Source organism: Streptomyces sp. NBC_00984, assembly GCF_045162475.1.
Classification (GTDB): domain Bacteria; phylum Actinomycetota; class Actinomycetes; order Streptomycetales; family Streptomycetaceae; genus Streptomyces.
In genome coordinates this window covers 148,730-163,811 of the sequence record NZ_CP108736.1, presented here as the reverse complement: position 1 = coordinate 163,811, position 15,082 = coordinate 148,730, and the positions used below count along the sequence as shown (strand labels likewise).

The window sequence follows — 15,082 nt, the reverse complement described above, 5'->3', positions numbered from 1 at the left end:
CCAGTGACACTGCTCAGCGAAGCCCAGGCCCGGAAACTGATCAACGCCGAAATTACCGACCTTGCCCTGCGCGAGAAGGAGCCGCTGCGCGCGATCCACCCGGAGGCCAACCGCTCCATGGGCGTCCGGCGCCAGGACGAGGTGTCCCTGGAGCAAATCGGCGTCGGTCTCACCCAAGTCGAGCGCTGGCTGGCCGATCCGGACTCACTGCAACTGGGCGTGCGCACCCTGCCCGATGACGAGATCGACGCGCTGAACGGCAAGGGGTTGCGTTCAGAGATCGGCAAACGGGTAGGCCCGTTGTGTGCCGCACTGCGGGGCGCGGCGTGATGGGAGCGGAGTCCCGCGCCGACGCGGATGACGAGCAGCTCCGCGAAGGTCTCCGGCAGGTCCAGAAATGGCTACACAACCCCGCCTCCTACCACCAGCCGGCCGCGCCCGCGCAGATCTGAGCCCGGTTCAGGTGTTCACCGGATCGGGGAACACAGGCATCGTGGGGCCTGGCCAGCTGACTTTGTCCGCGTTCCACTCCATCAGGAGGCGAGCGGGCATTTCCCGGCGCTCGAGAACGCGGACCACCACGGGGTTGATCCAGACTCCCCTGGCACCGACCCTCTCGACGAAACCGCGAGCGTCGAGCCGGTCCACCGCCTCGACGAACTCGCCGGGTGTCAGGAAGAACACCGGCGCGAGCAAGAACCCCAGCTGGAAACTCCTGATCTCCGGCGGCTCCCCGGGCCGGCGCAGCCCCTCCTGTTGCAGGGCCAGCCACAGCAGAGCCGTGGCCTCGTATGGAGAGCTGAACAGTTCCCGAAGCACGTCTTTGTGCCACGACACGACCAGGGTGTCGGCGCAGCCCGGATCCAGCTCCATGAACCTTCGCTCCTGGTCCGTACTCGGTGGCAGGATCCGGTACGGAGGCAAAGGAGCCAAGGCTCGCTGCGCATCCTGGATCCGGCCCCGGTGCAGCTGTGAGCGTCCAGCCCGATCCGGCGCGCACTTCTCCCCCGGCGCGGCCCGGCAGTCCGGACAGGTGCGGTTCCGGGCCTTCTCACGGACGGCCGACAAGACAGCTCGGCTCACGTCAGCAGAAAGGGCTGCTGGGCGCTCCAGGGAGCCGGGGCGGGAGACGTTGAGGACATCGGCATAGCCCTTCAACGTGCGTGGCCAGCCAAGGTCACTGTACGTACCGCCGACAGGGTGCATCCCCAGTGGGCCGCCAAGTCCGGCTGTCGGATCAGGCACGCCTGCGCCGTCCTGCCGCCCGCCTCGTGGGATTCACCGGTATGGCCAGCCGGAGGGAGGCCGGCCAGCTTTGCGCAGTTTTCGACGTTCCGCATGCGGCTGTGGGTCGTTCCCTCGGCACGCGGTACCTGACGGTCGGCGGCGCAGCTATACCAGGCGCGTACAACACGGGCAGTACCGGAAAGAGTGAATTGGGCTGTCCCGGATGTCTGCTCAAGGTACTTCGAGTGCTCAGAAATCGCACGGCCTGGGTCAAGTACGGGCGTCCGAAACGGGCCTGTCGAGTAGCTATGCCGCCGCTACGCTGGCATCTCGCATCAGAGGGGGCACCATGGGGAAGCGGGATCGGCGCAGGAAGCGCGAGCGGGCCAGGGCTCACCAGAAGGCTGCGGCAACAGTTGCACGGGCGCCGGAACCGCCGCGGATTCTGTTTCCGAGCGAGGCGCAGCCGCTCGTCGAGTTGCATGTCGACGAGACTGCCGACGCCGAGACGGCGGCGCTGTGCCGGGGTTACTGGGAGTTCTCGAGCCCAGGGGTGTGGGCGAGGCCGGTAGCGGAGCTCGGGTCCACCAGCCAGATCTACAAGGCCGTGAAGGGCGCCTCTCACGCTTCGCTGCTGACCGTTTTTTGCCCCCAGTGCACGGCGCCTGTCACGGTTACCAGCCGCTCGGAAATGGCCGCTACCGGCTGGTGGGCCTCGGACATGCCTACCAGCGCTGTGAGCGCGAGGTCGGTATGTGCCGAGTGCGCAAGTGCGACCGCAGCCGAGAAACGGAGGGCTGCTGAGCAGGCGGAGCAGCGTGAGGCCGACCGCACGGCGCGGCGGGTGAAGAACGCGGAAGCCTGGCTGGAGCGGGAGCGGACTGCGGAACCCAGAGGGGAGTACCCGAAGACGGTCATGGCCGCCCTTGCTCTCCTTACCTCGACGCAGATCATGAAGAAGGCGGGCACCACGTCCATCGGCCCCTTCAATAAGCTCGACTACACCCTGACGGGAACGCCGGAAGGGGACATCGAGGCGTTCAAAGAACTGCACAGGACTGGATGGGCGGCACCCACGTTTCCTGCCACCACTGGCGCTTTCGCGTTCGATGATGACGATTCCGTACGCGGGGTCTACGTCGACCAAATTCCTTGGACCCTGCCTGAGTGGTTGGAAGACGACGATGTGAGCGGGAACCTGCGTGCCCAGGTGTCCATGGAAGTCCGTCTCGAGAACAACATTGATGGTGTACGCGCCGCTCTCGTCGACATCGAAGCAGACATGGCTCTGGCGTACCTTGACGGTCTGCTGATCAGGAAGTACCGGGAAGAATCTGTCCCCGAGCACCGAATTCCGGATGCCTACTCCGCTATCAAGGAAGCTCTCAATGGCGGCTTCGTCCTTGAACAGGTTCTTGCCGTCTGCTGGAGCGCTACTGCGGGTGCCGTCGCCTGGGGGCAGCGCACTCCCGGTCTCAAACCCGGGGCGGTGTCGTCGGCGTCGGTGACGAACCTGGCACGCCGTATCGAGTATGCCAAGGACCGGACCATTCCCGAGTACGAGCTACCGAACTGGGTTCCGCGCCCCGCGATGCATTCAGTTGCACTGCGGATGCTTGCCCAACACGAGAAGGCAAACCAGGCCCTGGGTAAGTTCCGGGCACTTCAACAGAAGGTCAATAGTCGTCAGGACGATGAAATGGACGCCGACTTCGTCGGAGACGACGGGGGCGGCTGGACGGTCCCTGACTTCAAAAGTCCTCAGGGCCCCAGCGGTAAGGCTCAGCAGAGCGACGCCTCATCCTTTTACTACGCGGTTGTACCGCCTGACGGAAGCCTCGAGTTCCGGCAGGGAACCGCAGAGGAGTTGCGTGCCGACGTTACCCTGACAGGCAGCGGTTTCGTGGATCGCATCATGATCGATGGCACCCCCACAGTGAACGCCTACATTGGCGAACTTGTGCCAGCAACTCGCGAGAACAGGAACTACGTCGGCGCGTCCATGCTGAGTCTCCTCGGTGAAGGCCAGGAACCGCTGCTCGGCCCGATCGCCTTCTTCGCAGTCACGAGCTGGAGCAAGACGCCGCGCGGCCTCGATGAGGAACAGCAGGAGCTGTTGAGGACAGCCCACCAGGCAGTCATGGCCAAACTGCACAACTGAGCTGGGACTGCTGAAGGCCGCGCCTGTCATTCACCGTGCCGCACCTTCGCGGACAGGCGATAGCCAGAGAGGGCCTCGTTCGTCTGCGGAATCTTCCAGCCTCGCCGTCCCGGCTTGACGCAGCCCTGCCGCCGGGCGGCGGCCAGCACCTTCAGGTCCGTCTTCCTCTCGGCGGTCCAGGCGGCACGGTGCGCGGCGAGGACCTGGTGCAGTTGTATGAGCCCTATTCGCTGAAGTCCCACATGCCGCGGTCGTTGAGGAAGAACCCTCCCGTTTCGAAGGCGATGCGTACGACGTCGATACCCTCGGTCGCGTGGTCGACGGGGGGCATGGCTTTAGTTTCCGCGACCTCGCGGGCTTGTTCCTCGTTGAGCACGCCCTGTTGTTCAGCCATCGCCAGGATGACATCGGCTGTCACCTCGATCACCTTGCTGATCTTCTCGGCGGTGGTGACCTCCGGCCCCGTAAACGGGTCGTTCAGCAGAAACTCGTCCATGCGGATGCTGTGTTCCAGGCTGAACTCCGCAAGCGTCAAACGCCGGCCGTACTCCTCCTGCAGCCAGTCTGCGCCTTCCTCACCGAACTCATCGATCAGGACGTCGTCAGGGCAGACCTGCTCGTAGCAGGAGTGCTTCGGTCGCGGCTCGCTTAAGGGGGTCGCGAGACGGCGGTGAAGATCCTTACGCAGATCCCGGGACCGTGCGGTGCGGCGCTTCCGTGACTTCGGCATGTCATCTCCCGATCAGACACAGGCGAGGCCCCGAGTCACAGACGCGCAACCACCTGTCCGTACCCACATCGCCCCTCACCACTTTGGCACTTCATATCCGAACTGCCCAGGACCGCTGCTGGATCGGCGCTCGCGCGAAGCCCGACCTCTCACCGAACCCGTGTCGAACCCATAGTGACAACGATGCGTTGCGACAGGGGTCACTTCACGCCGCGCTCTCCTGCTCACGCTGTACGCCCCAGGCGCTCAGGCGCAGCCACTGGGGTGATCGTTGGCAGGCCGACCCGTTCTGCTGCCAGTCGCTGCAGGGCCCGCGCCCTGGCTGCGTCACTGGAGCGCGCCCGTTGCTGGGCGGCGGCTTTGGCACGGGGCTCCTCCACCGCCTGGCGACCGTCGGCGAAGGCGTTGTCCGGCTCTCGCAGCCGCTCCCGGATCTGCCGGTCGATCGCCGCCTGGATCTTAGGGCTGGTTTGCCGCTGCGTGGTGTTCCAGGTGGCGCGGTGCGCGGCGAGGGCCTCGCAATAGCCTTCCGGTGCTTTCCGCCGGACAGGGTCTTTGGACACCGCGGCAGGTTGTGGGGCGGCGGAAGGCGCAGGTGTCTGGCTGCCGCCAGTGAACGGTGGCTCGTGGGGCGGGCTGGTGGTGAGGGTGGAGGGGCGCAGGATTTCCAGTTGTCGGACGGTGTCCGGGCCGACAGCATCGTTAACCTTCGCGGTGATCTGCTTCTGGTGGAGGTTTAGCTGGGTGCGGTAAGCGGGGGTGGCTGGACGCAGGTGCAGGGTCCGGGTCTCAGCATCAAACCGAACGGCGTCGGCTTTGCCGACGAGCTCGGGCGCGATGGCCGGCCACTGGTCGAGGATGCTGCTGGCCGCTGAGGCGGCTGCTGCTGGGGAGCCCCAGCCGCGTTCGGCGACCATCTTGCTGATGGCCTGTCCGAAGGACAGCGGGTCCCGGCCCGCACCCCGGCTGCAAGGTGGTGCGGAGGCTCCGGAGCGCCGCTTCGCCTGGGGCTGGGTCTTTGCGGCGGCGCGGGCGGCGCGCAGGGCGACGCGGGCGAGGTCGACGCCGCTGGTCGTGTCGGTCATGCCAGGGCTCCCGTCGTTTCGGTGGCGAGGAAGGCGGCCATGTCGGCGGCGGCCGAGGTGTCGGTGAGGTCGTCCAGACCGCGCTCGGCCTGGCGGGCGGAGTAGGCGGCCATACCGGCGGCGAGTCCGTCCAGCACGCTGCGGACCAGGCCCGGCTTCGAGGCGGTCAGCGTCCCGGACGCCTCCTGCTCGTCCCAGCCCTCGGCCACTTCGTGCGCAGCCGCCACGTGTTCGGCGGTGGCCTGCTTGGCCAGCCGCGCGCGGATGTACGCCGCAGGCCGGGACGGGCGCCAGGTCAGCATCCAGGAGTGAAGCTCCGCCGCGATCATGTGCTCGTCCCATCCCGCGTCCGTACGGGGCCGCAGCACAACGTCCAGCCTGCGAACGTCTTCCCCCTGCGTCCAGTTCACCAAGGCCCTGACCCGAGACGTGATGGCTACCGATGCCCGTGTCTGAGAAGCGGTACGGCGACTCCCGTCGCTGTTGAAGCTGGCTTTTCGCGGGGCAGGGGAGGTCGTGGAGCGGCTCGCGCGCTGGCGCGAGGTGTATTTACAACCACTCTCAACCTGCACTTCAGGTGATCGGTGGTAACTACCAGGAGAATGGGGCTCACGGCCCTGTGAGCGGGAGTTATCCACACCCCGGTTTTCCACAGGCAGAGCCCCCCGGCCCTGCCCGGTACCGGCATTCCGGCGGGCGCCCGTGCCGGACCACTGCGACCGCCCCGTCCGGTGGCGACCGGCCTGGCGGGCCTGGCTGCGCACGGCCGCTTCGGTGACCGCACGCTCGCGGCCGGCCTCGGATACCCCGCACACCCGGCCTTCGTACCCGGATCCGGCCAGCCGGTGCCCCATCGCCTCGTCGTACACGACGGGGATCACCGCCCCGTAGATGGTCGCCGTCGCCATGTACGGCTCACCGGGCAGCGCCAGATTGCGCTTCGACCCGCGCACCAGCCACACCAGCGCGCCGAGCTCCCGCAGCACCTTCACATGCCGCTTCACCGACGCCACCGACATACCGGTCCGCCGCGCGGTGCCCGCCAGGTCATAGACCACGATCCCGCGCCGGTAATCCATCCGGCCCGCCAGATCCTCCGCGACCACCACCGTCGATGGCCCCGCCTCCGGATGCAGCCCCGCAGCGACCAGCCACACCACCGACCGCAGCCACGCCCGCGGCTCGGACCGCCGGGACGCCGTATACAGAACGTCCTGCTCCTCCCCCACTACCAGACGGAACCGCACTCCCGGCAGCAGCACGCCGACCGCATCTCCGTCGGCCGATGAACGCGGAGCAGGAATCAGCACAGCGGCCGGTGCCGCCGCGGCGCTCACCGGCCCGCCCGGACAGACAAAAGAGAGATCATCCCGGCAGCCTCGCGCGGACCGCCTGCGGACAGAGGCCAGGAACCGGCGAGACCCCCGATCCCTCCCACTGGGCGGGCAGGAACTTCGGATCGCGTCCCGCCACACGGGACGGCCGCATCGAGGACGTCGTCGACGGAGTTGTCGACGTCCTCCCGAACGGGGTGGATCAGCGCGGCGGTCGGCGCCGCCAGGAGGGCAGGGGCTCCCCCCTCGGTACAGGTGCCGAGAAGTGGGACCGGTGTGACACTCCAACCGGAAGAACTTTCGTGATTAATGCCGCGAACCTGGCGGAGACGGCACGCGAATCCCGTCACATGGGAAGCATCGGTCGCTCGAACCGGTGTGAATCGGACACAGTCGAGCTGACAGGGGACACCATTCTCAGGCACTATGAGAAACGACCTGCTCTCCATATAGCTGGACCGACCTGAGCCCCTCCGGGCTGGACGGCCAGATGTGCGGATGTGTCGGGTGCTGCCCCCTTCGTGAGAAGCGGGCGGACACCGATCGGGCGGGGGGAGATTTCTCCTCCCCTCCCGGTGGTGCCGAATTGCGAAGCCCCTGTGGTGGGGGCCCGCAACCGACACCGATTCGGTGAGCGCAACTGGGTGCTGCGCGGCTGTGGTGGCCGTGGTTAGTGGCCGGTAGTGGTGGCCCTGGTAAGGGGCCGATTGGGAAATGTGCGGCTCGGTGAGCCGCAGCTCAGGACCGGCGGGAACCGGGACTTGAGCAGCCGACGCGGGTGGTTATTCCGGTCGGTAGACGGGCCGCGCGAGGCCAGCGGGTGGTAAATCCGCTTCTTGGCACGCGCGGCCGATGGCCACTAGGTCATCCCGACCCCCTCGAATCCGAAGGTGGAGTCGGCATGCCCGAAGGTGTGCGCGAGGTCAGTCCTCACTCGGTGCCTCCTTGGCGGCGTCCGGGTACTTCGTGGCTAGCCGACGGAGGAGGTGCGCATACTTCAGGCGATTCCCGCGGTGAGGCTGGGTGAGTCCCGCCTCCCACCGTGCGACGGCGACGCGCTGGACGCCGATGGCATCAGCGACCTCCGCCTGGGTGAGACCCGCGGCGACACGCAACTGTTGCCGAACGCGAGGTGACGGGAGGGTGTCAGCATCCACCAAGGCATCAACTCGCCGCAGCGGATCCGGCATCACAACCCCCATCCTGGAAAACGTTTCCTGAAAAGATACAGGGCGCTGGTGGTCTACGGGAACGCGGACACGGGTTTCGGCCAGCCGAATACCTGTCAGTCCTCGCACACGCATGTGCCGCACTTTCTTCCAGGTAGACGAAGCGGCACCGATGTTGTCACCTATTCACCCGGGGATTGAAGGAGGTGACGGTTGGGCGCCTGTGCCGCGGCGGCGTACTCCGGCACCTCGATGATGGTGGCCCCAGCTTCCTGAAGGAGTTCGTTGCCGTCGGCGCCAGGGACGAACGTGTCCGGCTCACGCCAGGCGCTGACGACGCGGTGGATCCCAGCGGCCCAAATGAGCTGGGCACACGGCCGGGGCCGGGACGCGCGCTTCGCGCATGGCTCAAGGGAGCTGTAGATCGTGGCGTCCGCGAGGCGCGGATCACCGTCGGCGAGTTTGGCCAGGGCGCCTTCCTCGGCATGGTCGTGGGGGTCGCGTTCCCGGGAGTAGCTGCGAGCCAGTTCCGTGCCGTCGGCAGCGACGATGACCGCACCCACGCTAAAGGCGGTGCTGGACGTCGGGCACAGAGCGGCGAGTTCACAGGCGATGGCCAGCCAGGCCCGGTCGGCGCTGGTGGCTTCGATGCCAGGGCCGGGCTGACCGCAGGCCGAGGGAGTATGGCTCACGACACCTCCCTGCTGAGCTCCTTGGGTGCGAACCGGAGCAGCGTGACGTCGCCGATCTGCCGGGTCTCCAGGTGGCGGATGCGATTGGTAGGCCCACCGAGGTAGTTCCCAGAGCCGAGCATCCGTACGGCGTCGCTCTGGCCGACGAAGAGAGGCGCGATGACGAGCTGAAGTTCATCGGCGAGAGCCTGCTGTAGGAGCTGAGTGTGGACCCGCCCGCCGCCTTCGACCATGAGCCGCCTTACGCCGTAGACGTCGCCGAGGACATCGAGGGCGACCGGCCAGGTGTGGCTGGCAGGAACACCTTGGATGGCGGCGAGGTCACCGAGAGCCTCCCCAGCCTTCTCCGCCGCCTTACTACCAACAGCGAGGACAAGCTTCTCTCCCCCGTAGTGCCAAAACTTCCAGCTGGGGTCAAGGTCACCAGTGCCCGTGATGGTGACCTTGAGCGGGTATTCCGGGAGGCCGGCCGCGATCCGTGCGGCGCGGCGCTCCTCTGAGTTCACCAGGAGGCGGGGATTGTCGGCGCGGAGGGTGCCGGCGCCGACGAGGATCGCGTCGGAGCTTGCCCGAATGGAATCGACGCGATCGAAATCCGCTTTGTTGGAGAGCATGAGCCGGTCCTCGCCCGGCCGGGTGTCGAGGTATCCGTCGATCGATACGGCGGCGGACAGCAAGACGTACGGGCGGGACACGGGGCGGCTCCAGTTGGTGAGTTGGGAGGGGCGGGGGCAAGCGGTTAGTCGAGGTGAAGGACGATTCGATCGAGTGCGGCCCGGAACTCGGCGACCCCGGGATCACGCGGGACGGCTGCGAGGGTCTGATCAAGCTTGTCGAGCTGCCCGATGATCCGGGCGCTGCCGGTCTCGGCGGCGATCCCGACGGCCTGCAGACCGGTCTCGGCGGCGCGCACGTGGTCGCCGGCGCCAGCGTGGGCCCGCGCGGCACGGGCGAGGTAGACACCGCGATCGCGCCGGTAGGCCGGGGGGAGAGCAGCGAGTGCGCTCTGGAAGCCATCGGCAGCCTGGTCGTATCGGCCAAGGGCGGCGTAGGAGCGGGCCCGCGCGGTGTGGATGTACGGAACGTCGAGCCAGGAGCCCCAAACGCCGTCGTCGTCGGACGCATCCAGGAGAGCAAGCGCGGAGTCGTAGTCGCGAAAGGCATCAGCTTCGTCGCCAAGCGCCGCGTGAGCATGGGCCTAATGCATAACGGCAATTACCTCAAGGCGACTACCGGGGCGTGCCGTTCGGCGGGCGGCGGCGGCGAGCCCAAGAGCGTCGGCGGCATGGCCGGTGTCGACAGCGAGCTGCGCCTTGCGGCCGAGGATGTACGCGGTCAGTGCTTGGTCGCCGGTCATGTGTGAGGCGTCCAGAGCGCGTGCGGTGTGCCCATACGCTGCCCTGTCATCACCGATGTCCTGAGCGAGCCAGCCAGCCAGCTCCTCGTACCGGGTCTCCAGCTCCAGGAGACGAGTGCCGTCAATGCCTCGGGCGGTGCGCCGGCGGGCGGCAAGCGTGGCGAGATGCTGCTGGATTGCGGGTAGAACGTGCCGGGGGCCGATCAAGTTGTCGGTCTGGATCATCACGCGGCGGAGCTGTGTGTAGTGCTCCGCAGGGGACTTCATTCCGGCAGATAGGGCGTTGGAGGCCGTGGCAGGAGCTGGCACAGCCATGACGGCGAACCCGGCGACGGCAGAGGCCAACACAGTGCGGCGAGGTACGGGCACGAAGAAGATCCTTCCGTTGGGGCGGCGGCAGGGGACGACGACCGTGTCTGCGTCGTCATCGTTTGAGCCTGCCTGCCCGAACGTGCTGGTGGCCAGGGGTGACATGGGCTTGGCCTCATGGCTCCGGGCTTTGGCCCCATGGCTCCGGGCCTCCGCTCTGGACGTGCCGTGCGTGGCTGTTGCGCTGGGCTGGTCTTCGTTGGCGCGGTCCCAGCCGCGGACTAATGCGCCGCCCGCGTTGAGTTTGTCGTCAAGGGTGAGCGCAATGGCTCGGGGCACAGGACGTTCAGCGCGCTCAAATCGTCCCAGGTGGGCCTTGTCACAGAGCGCGAGCTCTGAGAGGGCCTGCAGGGACATTCCTCGGGCTTTCCGGGTTTCTCGAAGCTCATATCCCCAGCGGTGCCACGGGCTGGCGTTTGGCGTCAGTTCCCTCGGCTGTTGCCCCATGTGCCCTCCGGTATCCCGTTGCTGATCGAGGTGTGCTGCTGCGGTGTCACCCTCTCCCAGATGGGGCCCGCGGGGCCAGCTTCCTGGGCCTCATGGCACCCCTCCCGGTGGCGGGGTGATTGGAAATAGAAACGAGGTCAGCGAAACGCGAACCGGGAACGGGCAGAGGAGGGCTACCGATGAACGCGGTTATGAGTGGAAGAGGATCAGTCGTTGAGTCTGTTCTCAATCCGGTCCAGTCGGGCGGCGAGCCTCTCCACTTGAGTCTCAAGCGCCTTGATGGCTTGGGCGGTCGGATCCAGATCCGTCGTGCTGGCGGATTCGCTGACGTAGGACCCGCTGCCTTGGTGGGAGTAGATGAGGCCGGCGGAACGCAGTTCAGCGAGTGCTCGTTGAACAGTTCCGGGGGAAACTCGGTGCTCAGTTGCCAGGTCACGGGTGCTCGGCAGCTTCTCGCCGCCCGTGAACTGACCCGAGACGATCTTCTCTTGAACGTCCCGCACGATTCGCTGGTACGGCTGCACTGCCTCGTTGGTCATGAGCATCATCGTAGGTCGCCCTCATCAACTTAGCTAGCTTCCTCAGTGAAGCACTTGACCGACCGGACTGTATCAACTAAGTTAGCCATGTCGACAAGGCCGGTTGGTCGGCATAAGCGAGACCGCAGCAGATCGCCACCTCGGTGGCACCACTTGTTCTACCGCAGGAGCCCTTGCCCCGAAGAGGGGGAGGGCCGGGGTTGATAGCTCGACCAAATCCCCCGGATCGGTCCCCTGACCGAGCGCTCCCGTGCACGTCGCAACGCAGATGCGTTGTCCGTCCTCCAGGACCGCCGGCCTCGGCCGTGCGCCTGGCGGGCGGAGAGCCCACCGCGATGCAGCCCCTCCCCCTCTGATCCGAGGAGCATCCATGACCACCACGGCCGTAGCCGCGAAGCCTGAAGCCAGCAAGCGCCGCCGTAAGACCCGCACGAAGAACGTCAGCCACCTCCCGCCGATCGTCGCCTCCACCCTCAAGACCAACGAGATCGATCTGACGCCGGGCAAAGAGCACCTCGTATGCCCCAACTGCTCGCGGTGGACCCCGATCACCGACATGCTCAGCACTCCGAAGCTCGTCCCGCACCACACCAGGCGCCACCGCACTACCAGCCCACGCCGCTGCTCCAGCAGCAACCGCCAGGTCTCGATCAACATCGCGGTCACCAAGTGGCGTACCGACCTGGTCCAGGCGGCCCCGACCACGGCGTCCCGTCGCGCGACCAAGGTGCTGCCCAAGCCCGTGACGACGACTCCGGCCGCCGTTCACCAGCTCGCTGCCACCCGCGCACAGCGGGCCGCCTCCGCCGAAGCCAGACTGCTCCCGCTCCTGGACCGGGCCCGCAGCGCGCACACCGCGCACCACGCTATGTGCATGATGTGCGGGAGCAGCGGCCGGTGTGCTGAGGGCCGCGAGCTGGAGATCGCGCTCCGCGAGGTCGAGGCCACTGCCGTACTTACCCACGAGCAGCAGGCCCTCCGCGACCGCCGCGCCGCCGATCAGCAGCGCGCCGCGCGGCGGGAGTCGCTGAAGGCGGCCCTCCCGAAGGTCGCGCGGGCGACCCGCGACCGTCACAACCTCCCGCGCCCCGAAGCACGGTCGAAGAAGACGCTCGTCGACGAGCACGAGCTCGTCCGCCGCACCGCTTCGTGGCCCGCCCCTATGCACGGCGGCCCCGGCCTGCCTCTCGACCACCTCCACATCTGACAACTCACGCGTGATGAGCCCCCAGGCGCCTCTGGCCTGGGGGCTCATCACGCTGCCCGCACACCAGCCCACCACGGAAGGATCCGCCATGACGCTCAACAGGATTGCCCCCCAGGCCGCCCGCTTAGCTCGCCGCCCCGTGCTCCAGGCCGCCGTCACTGCTGGCGCCCGCTGCGACGACCGGGAGCAGTACCGCGATCTGCTCAACCGCAACCGCAGTGCACCGCCCGTGATTTGGGCGGCGCAGCAGGCGGCCGCCCAGAAGCTCTGTGCCGCCTGTCCTGTTCGGGCGGCGTGCGAGGAGCTCGCTCTGCGCGACGGGGCAGGTGATCGTGCGAGCGACGACCTTGTCCGCGGCGGCCGAACCGGCCAGCAGCTGGCCATCGACCGCGAGATTCGCCAGCCCGGCCGTCTCGCCGCCGCTGCCGCCGCCGACTGGCAGCACTTCCTGGAGCGCAACGCCGCAGCCCGCAGCGAGAGGTTCACGCTCGCCTACACGATGGACGCCGGGCCGGCTACGAAGCCGGGTCTGCCGCGCGAGGCTGTCGAGCGGATCGGGGCGATGGTCATGCGGATCGCTGACCAGGGCAGGGCCTGGGACATCGCTGTCTACAACGCGGCCGGCGCCGATGTCACCTTCGACTTCGTCTTTGCCCGAGAAGACGGAGACCTCGTGGTCGCAGCTTGACCTGCTCCTGTTCTCCACGTCGCCCCCAGCCCGCCGCATCGCGGGCTGGTGTCGGCGTGGGGCTACAGGAGACCCCAACCGTGCACAGTCCCCGACCGGGGGCGACCCCCGACACGGCGCTGAAGACGCCATATGTGCCGGGGGCCAGCACGGATCCACGCCATCTCACAGGAGTTCATCCGCATGAGCATTATTACGCGTGAGGCGCTCACGCTTACCGGCGTCGCCCTCGTACCGCGTGCCGGGAAGATCGACGACATCCGGCGCGAGGACGACGCACGCGGCTACGAGCGGGACGAGACCGATCAGTTCCACCAGGTCATCGGACAGCTCGTCGCCACCGGCGATATCCGTGCCCGAGCGGCCGGCCGCCGTGCCCGCCGCACCCTCGCCGACATGGCCCCGGGCACCGAGCTCCAGCCGATCCTGCACCTCACCCGCCCGCTGACCTTCCATTCCGCGGACGACGCGTGCGTGCTGTGCGGGTACTGGACGTGCCGCTGTGGCGGTATCGCTCCGGCCCCGACCACCACGGTGACGCCGACGGGGGTGGCCCGATGAGCAGCTGCGGACACCCGCCGCGTCTGGTGACGGTGAACCACGTCGGGGCTGATGGCAAGCCGTACCAGACGGTGGTGCACGAGCCCTGCCAGTGCGGCGGAGGCAAGAAGTAGCCAGCGTGCACCCCATACGAGCCGCCCGGATCGCACAGCATCACGCGGTCCGGGCCATCACCGCGCGCGGGCTGGCCCACCCGATCACCCTCACGCTCCTCGCGGCCGCCGCCACGGCGGCCGCGAGAGCGTGGGACGCCGGCCACCGTGTCACCGACACCCACCCCGCACGTCCCCGAGAGGCATCGCCCCACATGCCCAACCACCAGTCAGGCCGCCATGGCTGACGACCTGCATACCCGCTACATGCGCGCCAGCGACGCATGGCGCACCCACCGCAAGGGCTGCTCGCCCTGCGGGTCCGGGCAGGACTGCCCGGACGGAGCCCAGATGTACCAGCAGTTCGCCGACCTCCAGAACGACTACCTGCGCCTTATCCGCTCACGAGGAGGCACCTGATGACCTTCGACAACGACACCCTCGCCCGGTTCCGCGACCAGCACGGCGACCCCACCCAGTGGTGCGCCGCCGAGTACGACAGCTACACCGTGCTCGGGGAGATGGCCCCGCCGGTCCCGCCGCTCTACTCCTACGCGGAGATGCAGGCCATCGCCGCCGACTACGAGCAGTCCTCCGCGTGTCAGCAGGCGGTCGCGGACCGGCTGACCGCCGAGGGGCACCCCGTGGCGGCCGGGATCTGGGGCCGCGGTGCGCAGGCGTCGCGCGAGTACGCGGCGGCTGCCCGCTTCGGCCACCCGTATTACGAGGCATTCGTCAACGGCTGGTGACGGTCTGCTGGTTGCCTGATCCGCGAAACGCCCCTGGTCGCACGGTGACGAGGGGCGTTTCGCGGTGACGGGGAGCCGGACAGCCCGACCACCACCAACGAAGGCCCACCTTCGCCGCCTGCGCTCGCGCTGACCCGTGACACGAGACGGACAACGAATCCGTCGCCCGCTCGGTGCTCCTTGTCCTAGCTGGTAGCCCGCCCCACGGGCAGCCGGTTTTTCGTGACCCCTGCCCCGGGCACAAGCCCGTCCCGATCCGAGGGAGACGCACATGCACGCACACATCCCCGACGCCGTCACGGTCGCCGCACCGGCCACCTACCGGTGCGACGACTACGTCCTTTACCGCGACCCCGAGCGCTTCTGGCTCGGCAAGGCGGGCCACACGGTGGTCTGCCGGGTCGACGCGGTCGTCCCGTTCAGCAGCAGCGAGTTCTGCTACAGCCTGGTCCGTCTGGATACCAGCGCCAGGATCACGTCGGCCCGCGCCCGGTACATGCGGCTGCTGCCGCCGGCCGACGCGATGCACGACATCGACACCGCACCGCTCGACACGGGCGCGGCCGACATGGCCCCGGCTGCTGTGGCCTGGCTCATCGCGCAGAGCACCACTGCCTCCCGGCGTCCGGACCTCCCGCGCACCTGACCCTGCTCTTCTCCCGCACCGGTCCGCCC

General features: G+C 67.8%; 18 protein-coding genes and 2 pseudogenes. 11 read left to right on the top strand and 9 right to left on the bottom strand.

What is annotated here, in order from left to right:
• Nucleotides 1–3 precede the first annotated feature (3 nt).
• Both OG520_RS44930 and OG520_RS44925 read left to right on the top strand, forming a co-directional pair.
• Nucleotides 4–330: a hypothetical protein gene (locus OG520_RS44930; protein ID WP_331737376.1), complete on the top strand. Its 327-nt coding sequence runs from the start codon at nt 4–6 to the stop codon at nt 328–330.
• On the top strand, nt 330–452 hold the full coding sequence (locus OG520_RS44925) for a hypothetical protein (protein ID WP_331737374.1): 123 nt from the start codon (nt 330–332) through the stop codon (nt 450–452). The genes OG520_RS44930 and OG520_RS44925 overlap by 1 nt, the downstream gene beginning before the upstream one ends.
• Nucleotides 453–459: 7 nt before the next feature.
• Here the strand turns inward: OG520_RS44925 and OG520_RS44920 are convergent, their stop codons facing one another.
• Complete coding sequence (locus OG520_RS44920; RefSeq protein ID WP_331737372.1) at nt 460–873, bottom strand: hypothetical protein; 414 nt, start codon at nt 871–873, stop codon at nt 460–462.
• 703 nt (nt 874–1,576) lie between these two features.
• Here OG520_RS44920 and OG520_RS44915 point away from each other — a divergent pair.
• The gene (locus OG520_RS44915; RefSeq protein ID WP_331737369.1) at nt 1,577–3,388 is read left to right on the top strand and encodes a hypothetical protein; all 1,812 of its coding nucleotides are present in this window, start codon (nt 1,577–1,579) and stop codon (nt 3,386–3,388) included.
• A 26-nt stretch (nt 3,389–3,414) separates the two neighbouring features.
• Here OG520_RS44915 and OG520_RS44910 read toward each other — a convergent pair whose 3' ends face one another.
• The 6 genes and pseudogenes from OG520_RS44910 to OG520_RS44885 form a co-directional block, all read right to left on the bottom strand.
• The gene (locus tag OG520_RS44910) at nt 3,415–3,630 is read right to left on the bottom strand and encodes a hypothetical protein (protein WP_331737366.1); all 216 of its coding nucleotides are present in this window, start codon (nt 3,628–3,630) and stop codon (nt 3,415–3,417) included.
• Nucleotides 3,612–4,118 carry a hypothetical protein gene (locus OG520_RS44905; protein ID WP_331737364.1) on the bottom strand — a complete coding sequence of 169 codons (507 nt, stop codon included), beginning with the start codon at nt 4,116–4,118 and terminating at the stop codon, nt 3,612–3,614. The genes OG520_RS44910 and OG520_RS44905 overlap by 19 nt, the downstream gene beginning before the upstream one ends.
• Nucleotides 4,119–4,342: 224 nt before the next feature.
• A complete protein-coding gene (locus OG520_RS44900) occupies nt 4,343–5,203 on the bottom strand; it encodes a DUF721 domain-containing protein (RefSeq protein ID WP_331737362.1) in 861 nt (286 codons plus the stop codon).
• Entirely contained in the window at nt 5,200–6,465 is a 1,266-nt protein-coding gene (locus tag OG520_RS44895; protein WP_406016806.1) for a cell wall protein, read from the bottom strand. The genes OG520_RS44900 and OG520_RS44895 overlap by 4 nt, the downstream gene beginning before the upstream one ends.
• Nucleotides 6,466–7,460: 995 nt before the next feature.
• Nucleotides 7,461–7,727 (bottom strand): helix-turn-helix transcriptional regulator, encoded by a 267-nt coding sequence (locus OG520_RS44890; RefSeq protein WP_406016816.1) that lies wholly within the window; start codon nt 7,725–7,727, stop codon nt 7,461–7,463.
• 161 nt (nt 7,728–7,888) lie between these two features.
• A pseudogene (locus tag OG520_RS44885) lies at nt 7,889–9,093 on the bottom strand (dihydrofolate reductase family protein).
• Nucleotides 9,094–9,146: 53 nt separating this feature from the next.
• Here OG520_RS44885 and OG520_RS44880 point away from each other — a divergent pair.
• On the top strand, nt 9,147–9,761 hold the full coding sequence (locus tag OG520_RS44880) for a hypothetical protein (protein WP_331737354.1): 615 nt from the start codon (nt 9,147–9,149) through the stop codon (nt 9,759–9,761).
• A 591-nt stretch (nt 9,762–10,352) separates the two neighbouring features.
• On the opposite strand, the pseudogene OG520_RS44875 reads toward OG520_RS44880, so the two are convergent.
• Nucleotides 10,353–10,571: pseudogene (locus tag OG520_RS44875) on the bottom strand (helix-turn-helix domain-containing protein); the annotation flags it as partial.
• Nucleotides 10,572–10,777: 206 nt separating this feature from the next.
• Nucleotides 10,778–11,110 (bottom strand): GntR family transcriptional regulator, encoded by a 333-nt coding sequence (locus tag OG520_RS44870; RefSeq protein ID WP_266816710.1) that lies wholly within the window; start codon nt 11,108–11,110, stop codon nt 10,778–10,780.
• A gap of 370 nt (nt 11,111–11,480) precedes the next feature.
• Between OG520_RS44870 and OG520_RS44865 the strand changes: the two genes are divergently transcribed.
• From OG520_RS44865 to OG520_RS44835, 7 genes are all read left to right on the top strand, one after another.
• Nucleotides 11,481–12,317, top strand: a complete 837-nt coding sequence (locus OG520_RS44865; protein WP_331737350.1) for a hypothetical protein — start codon at nt 11,481–11,483, stop codon at nt 12,315–12,317.
• Nucleotides 12,318–12,405: 88 nt separating this feature from the next.
• Complete coding sequence (locus OG520_RS44860; protein ID WP_406016805.1) at nt 12,406–13,005, top strand: WhiB family transcriptional regulator; 600 nt, start codon at nt 12,406–12,408, stop codon at nt 13,003–13,005.
• Nucleotides 13,006–13,188: 183 nt separating this feature from the next.
• Nucleotides 13,189–13,566, top strand: a complete 378-nt coding sequence (locus OG520_RS44855) for a hypothetical protein (protein ID WP_406016804.1) — start codon at nt 13,189–13,191, stop codon at nt 13,564–13,566.
• Between the two features lie 118 nt (nt 13,567–13,684).
• Entirely contained in the window at nt 13,685–13,906 is a 222-nt protein-coding gene (locus tag OG520_RS44850) for a hypothetical protein (protein WP_331737345.1), read from the top strand.
• Nucleotides 13,899–14,078, top strand: a complete 180-nt coding sequence (locus OG520_RS44845; RefSeq protein ID WP_331737343.1) for a hypothetical protein — start codon at nt 13,899–13,901, stop codon at nt 14,076–14,078. Before OG520_RS44850 ends, OG520_RS44845 begins: the two co-directional genes overlap by 8 nt.
• Nucleotides 14,078–14,407 carry a hypothetical protein gene (locus OG520_RS44840; RefSeq protein WP_331737341.1) on the top strand — a complete coding sequence of 110 codons (330 nt, stop codon included), beginning with the start codon at nt 14,078–14,080 and terminating at the stop codon, nt 14,405–14,407. Before OG520_RS44845 ends, OG520_RS44840 begins: the two co-directional genes overlap by 1 nt.
• Nucleotides 14,408–14,678: 271 nt before the next feature.
• Complete coding sequence (locus OG520_RS44835; protein ID WP_331737338.1) at nt 14,679–15,053, top strand: hypothetical protein; 375 nt, start codon at nt 14,679–14,681, stop codon at nt 15,051–15,053.
• The last annotated feature ends 29 nt before the right edge of the window (nt 15,054–15,082 follow it).